Origin of the sequence: Pseudoalteromonas sp. SCSIO 43095 (assembly GCF_023650455.1) — a bacterium.
Lineage (GTDB): Bacteria > Pseudomonadota > Gammaproteobacteria > Enterobacterales > Alteromonadaceae > Pseudoalteromonas > Pseudoalteromonas tetraodonis.
Window position 1 is genome coordinate 1232497 of sequence record NZ_CP087995.1, and the last position, 17257, is coordinate 1249753.

The 17257-nt window shown below is 39.9% G+C and carries 19 protein-coding genes; 5 read left to right on the plus strand and 14 right to left on the minus strand.

Translation table 11 applies throughout. The annotated features are described in order from the left end of the window. Positions 1–101 precede the first annotated feature (101 nt). Both LOC50_RS05940 and metG read right to left on the minus strand, forming a co-directional pair. Positions 102–1433 carry an IS4 family transposase gene (locus LOC50_RS05940; RefSeq protein ID WP_250653776.1) on the minus strand — a complete coding sequence of 444 codons (1332 nt, stop codon included), beginning with the start codon at positions 1431–1433 and terminating at the stop codon, positions 102–104. Between the two features lie 110 nt (positions 1434–1543). Next, positions 1544–3568, minus strand: a complete 2025-nt coding sequence (gene metG / locus LOC50_RS05945; protein ID WP_250653792.1) for a methionine--tRNA ligase — start codon at positions 3566–3568, stop codon at positions 1544–1546. A gap of 177 nt (positions 3569–3745) precedes the next feature. Between metG and apbC the strand changes: the two genes are divergently transcribed. Then, positions 3746–4822 (plus strand): iron-sulfur cluster carrier protein ApbC, encoded by a 1077-nt coding sequence (apbC, locus tag LOC50_RS05950; protein WP_250653793.1) that lies wholly within the window; start codon positions 3746–3748, stop codon positions 4820–4822. A gap of 2 nt (positions 4823–4824) precedes the next feature. Next, positions 4825–5409 carry a dCTP deaminase gene (gene dcd / locus LOC50_RS05955; protein ID WP_250653794.1) on the plus strand — a complete coding sequence of 195 codons (585 nt, stop codon included), beginning with the start codon at positions 4825–4827 and terminating at the stop codon, positions 5407–5409. A gap of 17 nt (positions 5410–5426) precedes the next feature. On the opposite strand, the gene LOC50_RS05960 is transcribed toward dcd, so the two are convergent. Next, the gene (locus LOC50_RS05960) at positions 5427–6212 is read right to left on the minus strand and encodes a CLCA_X family protein (protein WP_250653795.1); all 786 of its coding nucleotides are present in this window, start codon (positions 6210–6212) and stop codon (positions 5427–5429) included. Positions 6213–6233: 21 nt separating this feature from the next. Further along, complete coding sequence (locus LOC50_RS05965) at positions 6234–6827, minus strand: tRNA-uridine aminocarboxypropyltransferase (RefSeq protein WP_214552880.1); 594 nt, start codon at positions 6825–6827, stop codon at positions 6234–6236. Between the two features lie 132 nt (positions 6828–6959). On the opposite strand from LOC50_RS05965, the gene LOC50_RS05970 reads away from it, so the two are divergent. Together LOC50_RS05970 and LOC50_RS05975 are read left to right on the plus strand one after the other, a co-directional pair. Continuing rightward, positions 6960–7304, plus strand: coding sequence for an Hpt domain-containing protein (locus LOC50_RS05970; RefSeq protein ID WP_036982530.1), 345 nt, complete (start codon positions 6960–6962; stop codon positions 7302–7304). 128 nt (positions 7305–7432) lie between these two features. Beyond that, entirely contained in the window at positions 7433–8650 is a 1218-nt protein-coding gene (locus tag LOC50_RS05975; protein ID WP_250653796.1) for a pyridoxal phosphate-dependent aminotransferase, read from the plus strand. 35 nt (positions 8651–8685) lie between these two features. Here the strand turns inward: LOC50_RS05975 and LOC50_RS05980 are convergent, their stop codons facing one another. The 5 genes from LOC50_RS05980 to mnmA form a co-directional block, all read right to left on the minus strand. Further along, positions 8686–9144: a GNAT family N-acetyltransferase gene (locus tag LOC50_RS05980; RefSeq protein ID WP_248473811.1), complete on the minus strand. Its 459-nt coding sequence runs from the start codon at positions 9142–9144 to the stop codon at positions 8686–8688. Between the two features lie 9 nt (positions 9145–9153). Continuing rightward, positions 9154–10296, minus strand: a complete 1143-nt coding sequence (locus tag LOC50_RS05985) for a ribosomal protein uL16 3-hydroxylase (protein WP_248473812.1) — start codon at positions 10294–10296, stop codon at positions 9154–9156. An 80-nt stretch (positions 10297–10376) separates the two neighbouring features. After that, positions 10377–11747: an adenylosuccinate lyase gene (purB, locus tag LOC50_RS05990; protein ID WP_069439525.1), complete on the minus strand. Its 1371-nt coding sequence runs from the start codon at positions 11745–11747 to the stop codon at positions 10377–10379. Between the two features lie 31 nt (positions 11748–11778). Further along, positions 11779–12381 carry a high frequency lysogenization protein HflD gene (hflD, locus tag LOC50_RS05995; RefSeq protein WP_008113587.1) on the minus strand — a complete coding sequence of 201 codons (603 nt, stop codon included), beginning with the start codon at positions 12379–12381 and terminating at the stop codon, positions 11779–11781. Further along, complete coding sequence (gene mnmA, locus LOC50_RS06000; protein WP_036982542.1) at positions 12381–13481, minus strand: tRNA 2-thiouridine(34) synthase MnmA; 1101 nt, start codon at positions 13479–13481, stop codon at positions 12381–12383. The genes hflD and mnmA overlap by 1 nt, the downstream gene beginning before the upstream one ends. 465 nt (positions 13482–13946) lie before the next feature. On the opposite strand from mnmA, the gene LOC50_RS06005 reads away from it, so the two are divergent. Continuing rightward, positions 13947–15221 carry a sensor domain-containing diguanylate cyclase gene (locus LOC50_RS06005; protein WP_036982544.1) on the plus strand — a complete coding sequence of 425 codons (1275 nt, stop codon included), beginning with the start codon at positions 13947–13949 and terminating at the stop codon, positions 15219–15221. A 44-nt stretch (positions 15222–15265) separates the two neighbouring features. On the opposite strand, the gene LOC50_RS06010 is transcribed toward LOC50_RS06005, so the two are convergent. Genes LOC50_RS06010 through tusD form a run of 5 tightly spaced genes read right to left on the minus strand, consistent with a single transcriptional unit; the run spans position 15266 to position 17257 of the window. Continuing rightward, complete coding sequence (locus LOC50_RS06010; protein ID WP_250653797.1) at positions 15266–15955, minus strand: rRNA large subunit pseudouridine synthase E; 690 nt, start codon at positions 15953–15955, stop codon at positions 15266–15268. Further along, positions 15955–16284, minus strand: coding sequence for a TusE/DsrC/DsvC family sulfur relay protein (locus LOC50_RS06015; RefSeq protein WP_008112024.1), 330 nt, complete (start codon positions 16282–16284; stop codon positions 15955–15957). The genes LOC50_RS06010 and LOC50_RS06015 overlap by 1 nt, the downstream gene beginning before the upstream one ends. Positions 16285–16287: 3 nt before the next feature. Continuing rightward, entirely contained in the window at positions 16288–16554 is a 267-nt protein-coding gene (locus LOC50_RS06020) for a DsrH/TusB family sulfur metabolism protein (protein WP_028835169.1), read from the minus strand. After that, positions 16551–16907: a sulfurtransferase complex subunit TusC gene (gene tusC, locus LOC50_RS06025; RefSeq protein ID WP_008112028.1), complete on the minus strand. Its 357-nt coding sequence runs from the start codon at positions 16905–16907 to the stop codon at positions 16551–16553. Before tusC ends, LOC50_RS06020 begins: the two co-directional genes overlap by 4 nt. Beyond that, a complete protein-coding gene (gene tusD / locus LOC50_RS06030) occupies positions 16904–17257 on the minus strand; it encodes a sulfurtransferase complex subunit TusD (RefSeq protein ID WP_069439524.1) in 354 nt (117 codons plus the stop codon). The genes tusC and tusD overlap by 4 nt, the downstream gene beginning before the upstream one ends.

Consider the following 17257-nt stretch of genomic DNA (forward strand, 5'->3'; position numbering starts at 1 on the left):
TTCAGGGAGCAAACCAGAGAATAGCAGTGTTAAAAATTCTCATTAGAATAGCTAAATAACAAATGAAAAAAAAGCCGCTAAATATTAGTAACACCACTCGTTTAAGAACGAGTGGTATTTTTTCGTTTATATCTAACCGGATATTTTTGTGTCTTTGCCAGCACCGCTCGAGGATAAGCTTTTCGCTTTCTTTTCTCCGGTAATATTAGCCGTTTACCGTTTTCACGTAGTTCTTTTAGCTTTTTAGGGATTGTCCCTGGGCTTCGACCTGAACACCATAAAAACTCGTCTTGTATGAGGTATAATGCGTTAATAAAACTGATGCGTAATGGCTCAACTTTATGGGCTTTAGCCATCTCTGCCATTTCAAGTCTCACGATATTATATGATGTCAGAATACCCCAGAGCTCTTGATAAATACCTTCCTGTTTCAGGCTACGTAATGCTGGTTTATTTGATAGTTGATACTGCTTGAGCTCACCATAGCCTCGCTCTATTTCCCATCGTTGCCAATACACATCGAGTAGCGCTTTCAGCGGGTACTTTTCTGGACAGACGCATGAGGTGATGAACCCTTTTATTTCCCCTTTAGGTGTCGGAATTTGAATAAGCCTTGCTTGCCATGTATCACCTAGGTAAGGGGCTGATTTCTTAGCTTGTGGTGAAATAGGCATTGTTATTAAGTGGTCGTAATCGCTAAATGACTCCGTTATTTCATAGCGCATTTTGCTTTTGATGGGCGTAAGCCAATGATGATTTTCGCTAACACCTTGCCAGCTCGTAAATAGTTCAGCCGAAAAGAAGCCTCTATCAAATAGCGTCAATGAATAGTCAGGTGCTGAGCCAACAAGCTGTTGAGCATAATGAATTTCACTTTGAGTAATGGGGCCAAACGCTGCATCGGATATTAAATGCGTTCTTGTCGACATCAAGGTCACAGCAAGTACTGAGGGGAAGTTTGTTGTCGATTTAGCATAGCCAAAGTGACGGTTACTCGGTGTATCTTGAGTTTTAAATTGTGTACCGTCAATGCTGAGCAGCTTTAAACCACACACATCATCAAAAGTTTGCGACTGCTCCCACTGCGTTGCTGTATGTTTAAAAAGGTGTTTCATAGGCGCTGCGCCTAGCTTTTCTTTCCCTTTTATAATACTGCTCGTCGCCAATGGTGGAAGCTCTCCTTTAGCGTCAGGAAAAGCGAGCTCTAGTTTGTCACAGACTTCAGATATTGAGCGGTTTCTTAATAAACCAATCCCTAATACAAGCCAAGCAGCTTGCTCGGCGGGGAAACGTCGTTTACGCACAGAGGCTCTCCCTGTTTGAGTAACGGCTGCTTCAATCCACTCAAGGGGAATATGCTTAGTAAACGAATCAATATCACGATCTTGGCTAAACTCAGTAGTAAGGTGTAATTCTTTAATAAATTCAGACATAAAAATAGGCCACAACTTTTGTTGTAGCCTATTATGAAGCCTCTGAAAGATCGTTCAATTAACTTAAACGATCCGCATTACTAAATATTAGCGGCTTTAAGCGATAATAATTACATTACGCGCATACCCGGCTCAGAGCCGTCGTCTGGGTTAAGAATGAAAATTTCTTTACCACCAGGGCCTGCCGCAAGTACCATGCCTTCAGACATTCCAAAACGCATTTTACGTGGTTTGAGGTTAGCAACCATTACCGTTAGTTTACCTTCAATGTCTTCTGGTGCGTAAGCCGATTTAATTCCAGCAAACACTTGGCGAGTTTCACCGCCTAAATCAAGGGTTAATTTAAGCAGCTTGTCAGCGCCTTCTACGTGCTCTGCTTTGGCAATTTTAGCAACACGCAGGTCTACCTTTGCAAAGTCATCAAACTCAATCTCTTCGCTAATAGGCTCTTTTGCAAGTGGGCTATTAGGATCGATTTTGTCTTTTTCAGCAACTAAGCTTTCTTTTGATTCTTCAACCATTTTATTCACTTTATCCATTTCTACACGTTGCATTAACGGCTTAAATTTATTGATAGGGTGGTTTACTAGCGCTGTTTGCGCACCCTGCCAAGATAATTCATCATTTAAAAAGGCTTCAACATTACTTGCCATGCCAGGTAGCACTGGTTTTAAGTAAGTGATCAACACGCGAAATAGGTTAAGTCCTAGTGAGCAAACCTGATGCGCTTCTTCTTGCTTTGACTCATCTTTAATAAGCACCCAAGGCGCGGCATTATCAATAAACTGGTTTGCTTTATCAGCAAGTGCCATGATTTCACGAATTGCACGGCTGTATTCACGGTTCTCGTAATATTCGGTGATTGTCGCTGATGCGTTCTGGAATTCTGCAAGCAGTTGAGGTTGCATAACTGTATTGCTCAGCTTACCGTCGAACTTTTTAGTAATAAAACCAGCACAACGACTGGCAATATTCACTACTTTACCTACTAAGTCTGAGTTTACACGTTGTGCAAAATCTTCAAGGTTTAAATCTAAATCGGTAATGCCACTATTAAGTTTAGCTGCGTAGTAGTAACGTAAAAATTCTGGGTCTAGGTTATCTAAATAAGTACGCGCTTTAATAAACGTACCTTTTGATTTAGACATTTTTGCGCCATTGACCGTAACAAAACCATGGGCGAATACGTTAGTTGGCTTTCTAAATTGAGCGCCTTCTAACATGGCAGGCCAAAATAGACTGTGGAAATAGATGATGTCTTTACCAATAAAGTGATAAAGCTCAGCGTCTGAACCTTCTTGCCAAAATGCATCAAAGTCGATGCCCTGTTTATCACATAAGTTTTTAAAGCTCGCCATATAACCAATAGGCGCATCTAGCCATACGTAAAAGTATTTACCTGGTGCGTTTGGAATTTCAAAACCAAAATAAGGTGCATCACGGCTAATGTCCCATTGCTGGAGACCATCGGCAAACCACTCATCTAACTTGTTGGCCATTTCTTGTTGAATTGTGCCTGAATGTAGCCACTCTTTAAGCATGTCTTCAAAGGCGGGTAAATCAAAAAAGTAATGCTCAGAATCTTTTAAGATAGGCTCAGCACCCGACATAACAGAGCGTGGGTTGATTAGCTCGGTTGGGCTGTAGGTTGCCCCACAGGCATCACAGCTATCCCCGTTCTGATCTTCCGATTTACATGTAGGACACGTGCCAGTGACAAAGCGATCTGGCAGAAAAATGCCTTTTTCTGGATCGAATAACTGTGAAATAGTGTGCTTTTTAATATGACCGGCATCGTTAAGGCGATTATAAATAAGCTCACTAAATTCTTTATTCTCTTGGCTATGGGTACTGTGGTAATTATCAAATTTGATATTAAAATCAGCAAAGTCGCGTTGGCGCTCGATACTAACGTTTTTTACCATTTCCTCAGGCGTGATCCCTTGTTTTTGCGCATTAAGCATAATAGGTGTGCCATGAGCATCATCGGCGCACACATAGTACGCTTCGTGGCCTTGTAGTTTTTGAAAACGCGACCAAATATCAGTTTGAATATACTCTAATAAATGCCCTAAATGGGTAGGGCCATTGGCATAAGGTAATGCGCTAGTAATCAGGATCTTTCGCTGTGCCATAATCATTCCGAATTAAGCGTTCCTAGTCAGGAACAGATGAAAATTATTACATTATCGATAAGCAAAGTGATAACAGAGCACACTGCTTATCGATATTTACTAATTGACTGGTGTTAATGCCCTGAATGTTACATAATTCCGTGGCACTTTTCATCAAAGAAACGCTATTTTATTGCTATGTTTGGACTGTCGAAACTATTCTCTGCAAAATCGGTGCAAAAACAACCGATTATTTCTGCTCTAGCGGCCTATCGCAGTGCCGCTTTCGCTGTGGGTATTGAGCAAGATTTCATTGCTGATATCACTCAAAACACTGATAAATCAATTACGGTTAAACTCAATCTCCCTTTTGCGGCGCAATCTGAAATGCCGCATGTGGCTCAATTTTTGACTGAGCGTTTAAAGATTGATGTAAACGTAACGGCTAGTGTTCACCTTAAAGAGGCTGCGAAATTTAAAGCCATTAAACATATTGTTTTAGTCGCCTCAGGAAAAGGTGGGGTGGGTAAATCTACTACGGCTGTAAATCTTGCGGGCTCGCTTAAAAATGAAGGCGCAAAAGTAGGCATACTAGATGCCGACATTTACGGTCCGTCAATTCCTATGTTGTTAGGATTAGTTGGCAGTGAGCCGGTTACAAAAGACAATAAACAATTACAACCGTTTGATGCTAATGGTATTAAAGCGCAATCTATCGGTTTTTTAGTCCCCAGCGATGATGCCACCGTATGGCGCGGTCCAATGGCCTCAGGGGCGCTTAGTCAGCTTTTAAATGAAACCGATTGGGGTGAACTTGATTATTTAATTGTAGATATGCCGCCAGGTACCGGTGATATTCAATTAACCATGAGCCAAAAAGTGCCAGCCAGTGGCACCGTGATTGTCACGACGCCACAAGACTTAGCGCTTGCTGATGCGCAAAAGGGTATTGCTATGTTTAATAAAGTAAATGTGCCAGTGCTCGGTTTGATTGAAAATATGAGCCATTACATTTGTGAGCATTGCGGCGAGGCCAACCATGTATTTGGTAAAGACGGTGCGCAAAAATTAGCCCTTAAGCATAGTGTGCCTGTGCTTTCGCATATTCCGCTTGCGATTGATATCAGAGAATCCTCTGAGCAAGGTAAGTTGATTGCCGATAATACAGATGCGGTTATTAGCAAAACTTACAGCGCGGCCGCGCGATTGGTTGCCAGCACGCTTTACTATCAACAACATCACAACGCGATTGACGTTGTGATTACGGAAGATTAAAAATGAGACTTTCAGATACACATATTAAAGAATACTTAAACGATGGGCGCATTGTTATCGAGCCCGCGCCAACGAGTGAAATGATTTCAGGGGTTACCGCTGATCTTCGCTTAGGTAATAAGTTTAGAACATTTCATGCCCATAATGCCGCTTATGTTGATTTAAGTGGTCCAAAAAATCAGCTTAATAAAGCGTTAGAATCAATCATGAGCGACGAAATTGTATTAGCTGAAGGCGAAGCGTTTTTTCTACATCCTGGCGAGCTTGCGTTGGCAATAACCTATGAAAAAGTAACCCTACCTGCAGACATTGTTGGTTGGTTAGACGGGCGTTCATCGCTGGCACGTTTGGGTTTAATGGTGCATGTTACAGCACACAGAATCGATCCTGGTTGGAGTGGTAATATTGTTTTAGAGTTTTATAACTCTGGTAAGCTGCCGCTTGCACTCAGACCTATGATGAAAATTGGCGCAATGAGTTTTGAAACACTTACCGGTCCGTGTGAAAGCCCTTATAACACCCGCATTGATGCAAAATATAAAGATCAGAATAGTGCGGTAGCAAGTCGTATCAGTGACGATAAATAACTGAGCTAAACAATAGCTTATTTTTCTAGTTGATGAAGCGCATAACCTAATAGTTGAAAATAATGGTTAAGCGCTTCATTGGCGTGTAACGTGTGATCTAGCTCAGGATAAATTAAGTTATTATTACTCAAACCGCCGACTAAAAAACTGTTTTTGATTGTTTGATGCTCGTTGATACAGGCTTCAAAACACCGAGCAGCAAGCTCCTCTGGCATACTCATATACAGCTGATTATGCGCTTTATCAAACGCAATGCATTTATTTACAAATTCATTGGCATGTTCACCGCTTTGCTCTAAAAACACCTGTTTATAAAATTGATTAAGTGCATCATTAAGTGGATGGCTTAAGTCGGGTGAGTTTGATAACCATAACTTAGAAGCGAAACCAAAGCGGGTTTTTGATTTAAACAAATGCTCACTAATATGATGATCAAAAGCATGAAACCATTCATGGGCTAAAGCGCCACCGCCTGCATTTTTAGCCAGTGCTAAGGTTTGGTCATACGCATTATAATGTGCTTGCACGCCTTTTTGTCCACCGTGACCAAAAGCGAAATTAAGTTTGCCACGCAGACCAATGGCTGTGGGTGGTAAATGCAAAATCTGCGCTAAATCAGCCAGCGCATCATAAATTAAGTTGGCACTAATAAAGCGCTCTTCTTTAGTAACCCATTTACCAACCACCATAGAACGAAAACCAAATGTGGTTCTTATATCACTAAAATCGACTTGATCGTCAAAACGATAGTCGGGACCTTGGCGAGAAAACCCGCGTTTTAATCGAGATGTGGTATTACGCATCGGTTATTTTATTTCAGCTTATTACAAGTAACGTGCTTTTACGTGAGCGGGCATGTGTTGGGTTTGTTTTTTTATTAATTCCTCTAATAAACCATACAAGGGGGCAGGGTTTAGTGCTTCTATGAGCCATAAACTATGTGCTACTGCTTCTAATGTCGATAAACTATCTGCTCTAGGGGCTTTACGAATAGCATAACGGTTGGTGGGGATATGGCTAAAGCTTACCGTTTTAAACTGTTGTAATAACGAGGTTAATTGCAAAATCTTAAAGGCTTTATTCCATGTACCATCAATCACAATTAGATGCGTAATCTCTTGTAGATTTTCTTTACTATTCGGTCGGTCTAATTTTACGGCGCTCTCGCTTGGGTAGAGTAATACGCTCGATTCAATAGGCAGGTTTTGTAAACTGGCGAAGTCCTGATTATTTTCGCCTCTAATAATTTTACAGTGGGTTAAACCCAAAGCTAATAGCTGCGCTGTATTTTTGCTAACTTTTGCTTCACTGGGGTGCTGCAAAATAATAACCTGAGTTTGGTTATTAACACGGGTAATTGCGCTGCAAATACAAGTGCTTAGCGAAAAATTACACTGTTTACAAAGAGGACGTGCCATTGAATACACTATGTTGTTGGTACATTTACCGTAATTATACATTTTTGCACTAATAAAGTTGGTTTTTTTTGTGCTTAGATATAGAGTAAGAGATAAGAAGAAAATCGATGGACCGTATTGAAGGACATGAATATGACAGAGATCAATATTGACGAATCCGCTTTAGAAAGTATGGAATCGCTATTAGGAGAACAATTTCCAGATACGCTGGAATTTTGTTGTGCGGAATTTGAGCGATTGGGTAACGAAGCAATTGCTGCGATTGGGCAAGATAAAGAGGCTGCTATTCGCCACTCTCATAGCCTTAAATCAAACGCCGCTCAATTTGGTGCGGCAAGTTTAGCCGAAGTTGCCCGTTTAATTGAATATAATTTAAATAACGGGAATGACGAGCAGGCTGTTAATGCAGCCCATGGATTAATGGCACAAGTTACTGGTTCACAAGCAAAACTAAATGCATGGTTAGCTGGACGCTAAGCGTGTTTTAACAGTAATAAAAAAGAGTGTTAACGTGAATTTTTTTCAGTTTTAAGCGCTTAATTTTTCTAGTAATTCACGGCTTTACTGCGTTAGTCTAATGACTAACTTGCTCTTTAGAGGTAACAATGTCAGAAATAAAAAAGAGTCATAAATTAGACGGCGTCTGTTATGACATCCGAGGTCCCGTTTTAGTGCAAGCTAAAAAAATGGAGGATGAGGGCCAAAAGGTATTAAAGCTTAATATAGGTAACCCCGCCGCATTTGGTTTTGATATGCCAGAAGATATGCATCGCGATATCATCCGTAATTTATATTCAGCTCAAGGGTACTGTGACTCTAAAGGCCTTTATTCTGCGCGTGTTGCTATTTATCAGCACTACCAACAGCGTGGCTTACACAATTTAGACGTTGATAATATTTACATTGGTAACGGTGTGAGTGAACTTATCCAAATGGTTACTCAAGCACTGTTGAATAATGATGATGAAGTGTTAATTCCTGCCCCAGATTATCCACTTTGGACAGCCTCGGTAAGATTAGCAGGTGGTAATCCGGTTCACTACTTGTGTGATGAAGAGCAAGATTGGTTTCCTGATATTGACGATATCAAAAGTAAAATCACCTCTAAAACCAAAGCATTAGTGCTGATTAATCCCAACAACCCAACCGGGGCTGTGTACAGTGACGCTTTGCTTGAAGAATTGATCAATATTGCTCGAGAGCACAAACTACTGCTGTTAAGCGATGAAATATACGAGAAAATTCTATACGACGGCGTTGCCCATACTTCTATTGGTTCATTATGTGATGATCTCCCTATCATCACCTTTAATGGCTTAGCTAAAACATACCGTGCTGCTGGGCTGAGAATGGGCTGGATGGTGTTAAGTGGTCGCACGGCATTAATGACAGATTTAATTAAAGGCTTAGATATTCTTGCTTCAATGCGCCTCTGTGCCAATGTGCCCGCACAATATGCAATTCAGCAAGCACTGGGAGGGGTTCAATCAATTGATAGCTTAATAGACCCCGGTGGGCGTTTATATGTGCAGCGAGATATTGCTTGGCGCGGCTTAAATGCGATTGATGGAATTAGTTGTAAAAAGCCTAAAGGGGCGCTTTATGCTTTCCCTAAAGTGGATACCGCTAAATTCAATATTAAAAGCGATGAACAAATGATGTTTGATTTGTTAAAAGCAGAAAAAATATTATTAGTGCATGGGCGCGCCTTTAACTGGCCAGAGCCTGATCACTTTAGATTGGTATTTTTACCCAATAAAGATGATTTATCGAGTGCAATGATGAAAATGCAGCGTTTTTTCAAAGATTACCGACAAGAATAGAAAATAAAAAGCGAGCCAAATGGCTCGCTTTATTGTTAATGCACTAAAGTAAATGGTCGTGTTTCAAAGCATGCAATAGGGCACTGCATACGTTGCCTTGGGATACCTGCTTCCATAAAGACGTGGCCTTGCACAGTAAACCCATTATTTTTGAATCGTTCTACTTCGTTTAAAATACAATTAATACTGATTGCTTCAATACCTTGCTCCGCTGCTAATTTAACAATGAAATTAAGCAGTGACTTATAAACATTGCGGTTGCGATGCTGTGGCAATACGGCGATTCTTCCAATTAAACCATCATTACATAATCGACCTGTGGCAACAGGTGAGTGCATATTATCGGTGACCAGAATATGTTGAGCGAGTGCATCTAAGTTGTCAAATTCAATACTTTTAGGAATATGTAATTCATATACAAACACTCGCTCCCTTATATATTGCAGATGGCTTTTTTCACTTTGCCAATCAACTTTGTCAACGGTATAAACCATGACCTCCTCCTAGCTAAACCAAATACCCTCATTAACAAGTGTAGTAAAAGTTTCGATAAAATCTAGGCTAGGTGTGGTTGCATTAAGCACGCTACTATCAAATTCAATAAAATCAGTAAGCTGTTTTACCGCTTCTAAATCAGATAAGGGTAAAGCGTAGTTTTCGCCATTGATACTTAGAAGTAACTCTGCATCCATACATTGATAAATAGCACGTGTGCCCCCTAAACGCTCAAATGTTACTTGGTTTTCAAGCAGTTGTTGTATTTGTGCGACACTAAATGGGTCTTCTTCAGGGGCTAAGTCCATATCATGCTTAGGTTGGCTAAGGGTGTTACCTAACCAGTGTTTAAATAAACTCTCGTCTTCAAGCAATGCTTGCATTAACGTTTTTACTTTATCGACTTCGCTTTGGGTTAGCTCACCTTTGGAATCACGCAGGGCGAGGGTATGGTCGGTATACCTTTTTTGGCCGCTTTCTGTGTCGATAATATGATCAGCAAAACTTGAAAGTAAATCTTGCTGATTAGGTGCTCTAAAACCGACTGAATAGTTGAGTGCATTTTCAACCGCATAGCCTTCATGAGGACAACCGGGTGGTATATATAAAATATCACCGGGCTCTAAAATACAATCAATCACAGCACTAAAAGCTTCAACTTGCAGTAATGTTTTATTTTGGGCAAATTGTTTTAGTGTTGGGTCGGGTAATCCTACCCGCCAATGGCGTTTACCTTCACCTTGAATAATAAATACATCGTATTGGTCTAGATGTGGGCCAACACCGCCACCTGGGGTTGAGTAGCTGATCATCAAATCATCTATGCGCCAATTTGGTATAAAGCGAAAAGGTTCAAGTAACTGAGCAGCCTCTGGGTGCCAATGATCCACAGCTTGCACGAGTAGCGTCGAATGCTGATCAGTGAGTATTTCAAAATCGTCAAATGGCCCCTGATGCGATTGCCATTGTTGGTTGTGGTTAGTAATAATGCGCGATTCTATGCTGTCTTCCATAGCAAGGCCTGCGAGTTCATTCGCATCAAGTGGGTCTTGAAAATCTTTAAAACCAGCTTTGATCAACAGTGGTTTTTTTTGCCAATATTGACTTAAGAACGCTTGCTCTGATAATTCATTTATTTTTAATTGATACATAGAATGCCTATAACGTTAAGACCTAAATGAAAAAAGCGAAAGGCAGGTACCTTTCGCTTTTTATTAGTAGATTTGAGTGATTAAACTAAATCATCAATAAACTCAACAGCGCGACCAATGTAGTTAGCCGGCGTTAGTTTTTTCATTTCAATTTTTGCAGCTTCTGGTAGGTCTAAACCATCGATGAAATCAGCCATAATTTCTTGATTTACACGTTTACCACGGGTTAAATCTTTTAGCTTTTCATATGGTTTTTCAATACCGTATTTACGCATAACGGTTTGAATTGGCTCAGCGAGCAGCTCCCAGTTTTGGTCAAGCTCATCTGCTAAACGTTGCTCGTTCACTTCAAGTTTGCTTACACCTTTAAGGGTTGATTGGTATGCAATTACCGCATAACCCATACCTACACCTAAGTTACGTAATACGGTTGAGTCAGTTAAATCACGTTGCCAGCGAGACACAGGTAGTTTTTGTGCTAAATGACCAAAGATAGCATTGGCTAAGCCTAAGTTACCTTCTGAGTTTTCAAAATCAATTGGGTTAACTTTGTGTGGCATAGTAGATGAGCCAATTTCACCCGCAATAGTTTTTTGCTTAAAGTGATTAAGTGCAATGTAGCCCCACATGTCGCGGTCAAAATCGAGCAAAATAGTATTAAAGCGTGCAATTGCATCAAAAAGTTCTGCAATGTAATCATGCGGTTCAATTTGCGTAGTAAACGGGTTGAGAGTTAAACCTAGGCTAGTTACAAACTTATCGGCGTGGGTATGCCAATCGTAGTCAGGGTATGCACTAAGGTGTGCATTGTAGTTACCCACAGCACCGTTTACTTTACCTAGCATTTCTACTTGTGCAATTTGGTCACGTTGACGCTTTAAACGCATGTAAACATTTGCAAACTCTTTACCCATAGTTGAAGGCGTTGCGGGCTGTCCATGTGTACGAGTCATCATTGGAATGGCTTTGTACTCAATTGCTTTTTCTTTAATAGCGCTTAATAACTCATCACAGTAAGGTAAAACGACGTTGTTACGCGCTTCACTTAACATTAAACCATGAGATAGGTTATTAATATCTTCAGAGGTACAGGCAAAGTGAATAAATTCATTAATTGCGTGTAGCTCAGCATTATCAGCTACTTTTTCTTTTAGTAAATACTCTACGGCCTTAACATCATGGTTTGTCGTGCGTTCGATGTCTTTAACTCGCTGAGCATCAGCTTCACAGAAGTTATCTACAATGGCATTCAACAGCGCATTCGCTTCGTCGCTAAAAGCGGGGACTTCTTTAATCTCGCTTGCTGCAGCTAACGCTTGCAACCAACGCACTTCAACGGTTACGCGGTATTTGATTAATCCAAATTCGCTAAAAATACTGCGTAGTTCAGTGGTTTTGCTGCCGTAGCGACCATCAACCGGAGAGATAGCCGTTAACGCTGAAAGCTCCATAATAACTCCTAAATTTTAGTTTGAACGATAATTAAATTTTTGTTTTAGCTATGGCGAGAATTTTTCTTTTTGCAAAAAAGAAATGACGACGTTTGCCGCCCATTTGTCGCCATAATACTGCACTGCGAATTCCGGCTAAAAGTAATGCGCGGATTTTATTTTGCGTGAGCTGCTGTTTTAATAACTCGGGTTTACCATAAACCTGAATTCGGTGCCCAAGGGGGCTTAGCACCGACGAGTATATATCAGCTAAACCGGCAACAACACTGTCATCGGTAATAGCAAAATGGTCTAAACGACGATGAATATCATCAATACGTTTACCTAATTCATTGAGGCTTTTACTGTTAGCACTAAGCGCACGCTCTAACTGCATTAAACCACCCACATATTTGACTATTTCTACATCTTTTTGAGCACCGGCACTCAGTTGTGCCATCAATGTTTTATAGCCATCACGTAAGTTATGCTCACCTTGATACACATCTTCAGGGGACGCTGGCGAGGTTTGCACAATACTCGATAATAAAATCGATAAATCTTGTTCATCAGCGCGACCATATTGAGCAACCTTCTGAACTTGCTTAGCCACTTGACACATGGCTGCAAGCGCCATGACTTGGTGTTGATTCATTATTTGATCACCGAGTCAATAATACCGCCACCTAAACATACTTCATTAGCGTAAAATACCGCAGATTGTCCTGGGGTTACCGCTTTTTGTGGCTCATCAAATAATACGCGTGCCATACCATCTTCACCGACTAACAAGGTACAGCTTAGGTCCTCTTGACGGTAGCGTGTTTTTACGGTGCAACGAGTAGTACCTTGAGGACCAACACGATCTACCCAGTGTAATTGGTTGGCATTTAGGCCATTACTGTATAGGCGAGGGTGATTTTTACCTTGGCCCACAATCAATACATTGCGTTCAACATCTTTGTCTACAACATACCAAGGTTCGCCTGAGCCCTCTTTCATACCACCAATTAACAAGCCTTTGCGCTGACCTAAGGTGTGGTACATCAAGCCTTCATGTTCACCAACGTTGTTACCATCTGTGTCTTCAATAACACCAGGTTGAGCAGGTAAGAATTTTTGTAAGAAATCTTTAAATTTACGCTCGCCAATAAAACAAATGCCGGTGCTGTCTTTTTTATCATGGGTAATTAAATCTTGCTCTTCAGCAATACGGCGCACTTCTGGCTTGGCAATATCTCCCACAGGGAACAACGTTTGCGCGATGTGTTCATGACTCAATGTGTACAAAAAGTAGCTTTGATCTTTATTATCATCTAGGCCACGGCACATAACATATTTATCATCTCTGAGCTCACGACGTACGTAGTGGCCCGTTGCTATATAGTCAGCACCAAGTGCTTGAGCCGCAAATTCTAAAAAGGCTTTAAATTTAATTTCTTTGTTACACATGATGTCTGGGTTAGGTGTGCGACCAGCTTTGTACTCAGCTAAAAAGTATTCGAATACGTTGTCCCAATATTCTGCTGCAAAGTTAACGGTATGAAGTTCAATACCTAATTTGTCACAGACAGCTTGGGCATCTTTTAAATCTTCAGCGGCAGCGCAATATTCATCATTGTCATCTTCTTCCCAATTCTTCATAAACAAGCCTTCTACTTGGTAGCCTTGTTGTTTTAATAAATATGCAGATACAGAAGAATCAACACCGCCGGACATACCAACGATGACTTTAATGTGACTATTTTCGCTCATGAATAATTTCGCTTATACAGATTACTGTTAACTTGGAAAGGCCGCGATTATAGCATGTATTTTGTAAGTGCTTAAAGAGAGGAAGGGCTATTGAATAGATTTTGTTGCTTTTTTTTATGTTGGTTAGGGATGATTTACTCTTTGTTAGTCGATTTTTACTTAGCCGATTTGATTACACATTTTGCGGTGCTATTGTAGCCCCTTTGTTTGAACACATTTTAATTTGCAAAGAACAACAGGTCCAAATGTCAGGCCATTAAATTACAAACACTCATTTAAGTTATAAATGATGAGTAAATGTTGTTTATTTAAGGTGTTAGTACTATTTAAAGAATATCAAAGAATATATTTATTATTGTTATTAACAAACCTTTACAACCAAATGATTATGCAATACCTTTAGATGAGTTTAAATTGAATAAACACGCAAATAAGTATTTATAATATAGTCAATGGAATGAATATATGAATTATGCTTCTCAAGCACAAAAGGTAAAATCTTACGTTGTTGAGTTATCAACAAAGGTACAGCGCGATGACTGCTTAGTAGCAGAACAATTACCACATAACGTTAAAGAATCAGCCTACCAACTGTTTTATCAAACCATTAGGGTTCCTCGTCCTTACCGCTTTGAAGAACCCAACCCTATTTCAGCGCTATTTAGACTCATTGAACATTCTTTAGACTTTATTAATCCCTTTCAACAAGTCATTTTAAAGCAGCTAGAAAAGTGGTGGTTAGAATGGCATTTTGTTGCCACTATGAATGCTTCTCTTGAAATGAAACACGTTGAACAGCAGCGTTTTGTTAGTAGTGCAACTGAACATCCAATGCGAAAACATGAGCTGAGCCATTATGCAAAATTATTTACTATTTTGCCTTTGCCCGTGTGTAATGTTTGTATGGTAACCGGCGATATTTTAAAGCTTAATCAACGCTTTGTAGATGTATTTGGTTATACAATTGATGATATTCCTAATTTAAAACAGTGGTGGAAGGTCGCGTATCCTGAGCCTAGTTATAGAGAGTCTGTTCAAACGATGTGGGGTGAATCTTTGGCGCAGGCAAATAAAAATAATGACGATATTCCCGCTAATGACTATCAAATTGTATGTAAAGATGGCTCGAAAGTGATAATGCAAGTGTCAGGTATTAGTGTAGAAAGTGAATTTATTGCTGTATTTAACGATGCGACGGAGCGTTTGAAAACCCAAGAGATACTCAGCGATATGGCCTTTTTAGACTCATTGACTAAAATTGCCAACAGACGCCGTTTTGACGAAAAATTACATGCTGAATTTAAAAAACTGATAAAAGTAAATACTCAACTTTCTATGATCATTATTGATATAGATAATTTCAAAAAATTTAATGATAGGTATGGTCATATTGCAGGGGATAAGTGTTTACATAGCGTAGCGCAAAAGCTGGCAGAAACAGTCAGTCGTCCTGAGGACTTTGTAGCGCGCTATGGCGGAGAAGAGTTTGTTGTTTTACTCCCTCAAACAGATGATCAAGGTGCGCTCTTTATTGCCGAACAAATACAAAAATCTATTGAAGATTTAGCGATAGCTCATGAAGATAGTTTTACTGGCTTTCTCTCTGTGAGTATGGGCGTTCATACGGTAAAACATGGCGAAAAAACTAACCATGTCGATTTCTTTAAAGCAACGGATAGTGCGCTGTATTATGCAAAAAAGCAGGGCAGAAATTGTATTGCCTTAGGAAGGCATGAATAACACAGCATGTTTAACCTTTGCTTTTAATACCAGATAAGCAAAGGTTAACGTAAAGTATTACTGTTGGTTAGTGGTCCACTGATTTTATATTGACCTGTTTCAATTCCATCGAGTGTGTATTTACCAATACTATAGCGAATTAACCGTAACGTTGGGTGGCCAATGTGTGCGGTCATTCGTCGAACTTGACGGTTTTTCCCCTCGTTTATAGTGATACTCAACCAAGATGTTGGAATTGATTTACGTTCTCTCACTGGGGGGTTGCGTGGCCAAAGCGCTGGTTCATCGATTAATTTTACCTGTGCAGGTAAGGTTAATCCATCTTTGAGTTCGACCCCTTGACTGAGCGCATCAATAGATGCTTCTGTAGGCACCCCCTCAACTTGTACCCAGTACGTTTTGTTGGTTTTTTTACCAGGAGCGGTTAAGGTATTTTGTAATTTCCCGCAATTGGTCAATAATAACAAGCCTTCACTGTCTCTGTCTAAGCGACCCGCAGCATAAACATCTTTAATAGAAATAAAATTAGCCAGTGTTTGTCTATTTTGCTCGTCTGTAAATTGGCAAAGGACATCATAAGGTTTGTTAAATAAAATAACTTTTTTATCGCTTTGGGCTATCTGTGGCTTAATTGCTCTTTTTATCGGGCTCTTTTTTACAGCACTGCGCGAATATGTACGACCTGTATTGCGTTTACTTGTTGAAGATGACGTGTTTTTAGCTTTTTGTTTCATTAAATACACCGTGCAGGTTTAGGTAAGCCCGCAATTTTAGTGGCTTGTTTGGCCGGTCCCTTTGGAAAAAGTTTATACAAGTACATGCTATTACCTTTATCCTCACCGAGCGCTTTAGCCATCGCTTTGACTAACATTCTAATTGCCGGGCTGGTGTTGTATTCAAGATAAAATGCGCGCACAAAGTTAACAACTTCCCAATGCTGTTCGGTTAATATAATACTTTCATGTTGTGCAATAACATCGGCCAATTCTTTAGACCAATCAGTATGATCTAGCAGGTAACCTTGCTTATCTGTGTCTATTGTTTGATTATTAAATTCCAACATAAATCACCAAGTAATTGATTGTTTAGATGATAAACTTAGGGTAACGAACTCATCATAGCTAATCGCTTTATCATTCAAATTTAAAGAGATACCACGCGCCGCTGCATCGTCCTTTAAAATATAAAGCGAATCGGCAAATTGTCTGTATTGCCCTTTAGCAAAACAGGCATCACCCACTAATAAAACCGAGTCTGTTAGCATAATCAGATTATCGAGACTGTTTGCACTGTAGTAATTCAGTGGTTTTGAAAATATATGTAAAGTGCTCATAGCGTTACCACGTGCTGCTGATTTTGAATTAACTGTTTTTGGGCATTAAAGTTAACGGTTTTTACTTCAATAAGTAGCTCATTTTTACTTAAACCGTAGTCAATGAGTGATTTCTCACACACGTAGATATTGTCAACATCATATATTTCTAGGGTTTTAATATTTTTAAAAAAATCTTTAAGCCCCAAACTATTCGGGCTTTGATTTTTTTTAAGAGCTAGCACCGCAGGACCGCTAAACAACCAACTTATATTTTGATCAACTGCGGCAAAAATAAGCGTCATATCGAGTGCATCGCGAATATGCATGTCATCAAATGGGCTTGATTGACTAATAACGAGTACATTAATCATTTAAATTGTATCCATTTATCTGCTTCACTGGCTAACATAGCAAATTCAGCGAGGCCCGCTACAGCGAATACACCAGTATTTTGAATATCTAAGCCACGCTTTTCAGCTGCCGTAACGCACAGCATTAAATTAATATTTTTGTCGGCTAGCTGTTGCCAAAGTGAGGATAAATTGAGCTCATCTGAGGCAAGTTCAAAATACGTAGAAGCATGATAGATAGCATCTTGGTATAAAAATATTGCATCAATACTATGCCCTTGTGCTAAACAGGCGTGAGCAAATTTAACAATACGCTGTGTGGTATCGTGATCCGATGGTGGAGTATGTAAAGAAAGTACAAAGCGTGCCAA

Coding starts and splice junctions, on each gene's coding strand:
- dcd (WP_250653794.1), top strand. CDS start 4,825: ATGAGACTTTCAGATACACATATTAAAGAATACTTAAACGATGGGCGC.
- metG (WP_250653792.1), bottom strand. CDS start 3,568: ATGGCACAGCGAAAGATCCTGATTACTAGCGCATTACCTTATGCCAAT.
- purB (WP_069439525.1), bottom strand. CDS start 11,747: ATGGAGCTTTCAGCGTTAACGGCTATCTCTCCGGTTGATGGTCGCTAC.
- LOC50_RS05985 (WP_248473812.1), bottom strand. CDS start 10,296: ATGTATCAATTAAAAATAAATGAATTATCAGAGCAAGCGTTCTTAAGT.
- LOC50_RS06015 (WP_008112024.1), bottom strand. CDS start 16,284: ATGTTGGAATTTAATAATCAAACAATAGACACAGATAAGCAAGGTTAC.
- apbC (WP_250653793.1), top strand. CDS start 3,746: ATGTTTGGACTGTCGAAACTATTCTCTGCAAAATCGGTGCAAAAACAA.
- mnmA (WP_036982542.1), bottom strand. CDS start 13,481: ATGAGCGAAAATAGTCACATTAAAGTCATCGTTGGTATGTCCGGCGGT.
- LOC50_RS05940 (WP_250653776.1), bottom strand. CDS start 1,433: ATGTCTGAATTTATTAAAGAATTACACCTTACTACTGAGTTTAGCCAA.
- LOC50_RS06005 (WP_036982544.1), top strand. CDS start 13,947: ATGAATTATGCTTCTCAAGCACAAAAGGTAAAATCTTACGTTGTTGAG.
- LOC50_RS05965 (WP_214552880.1), bottom strand. CDS start 6,827: ATGGCACGTCCTCTTTGTAAACAGTGTAATTTTTCGCTAAGCACTTGT.
- hflD (WP_008113587.1), bottom strand. CDS start 12,381: ATGAATCAACACCAAGTCATGGCGCTTGCAGCCATGTGTCAAGTGGCT.
- LOC50_RS06010 (WP_250653797.1), bottom strand. CDS start 15,955: ATGAAACAAAAAGCTAAAAACACGTCATCTTCAACAAGTAAACGCAAT.
- LOC50_RS06020 (WP_028835169.1), bottom strand. CDS start 16,554: ATGAGCACTTTACATATATTTTCAAAACCACTGAATTACTACAGTGCA.
- LOC50_RS05960 (WP_250653795.1), bottom strand. CDS start 6,212: ATGCGTAATACCACATCTCGATTAAAACGCGGGTTTTCTCGCCAAGGT.
- LOC50_RS05970 (WP_036982530.1), top strand. CDS start 6,960: ATGACAGAGATCAATATTGACGAATCCGCTTTAGAAAGTATGGAATCG.
- LOC50_RS05975 (WP_250653796.1), top strand. CDS start 7,433: ATGTCAGAAATAAAAAAGAGTCATAAATTAGACGGCGTCTGTTATGAC.
- LOC50_RS05980 (WP_248473811.1), bottom strand. CDS start 9,144: ATGGTTTATACCGTTGACAAAGTTGATTGGCAAAGTGAAAAAAGCCAT.
- tusC (WP_008112028.1), bottom strand. CDS start 16,907: ATGATTAATGTACTCGTTATTAGTCAATCAAGCCCATTTGATGACATG.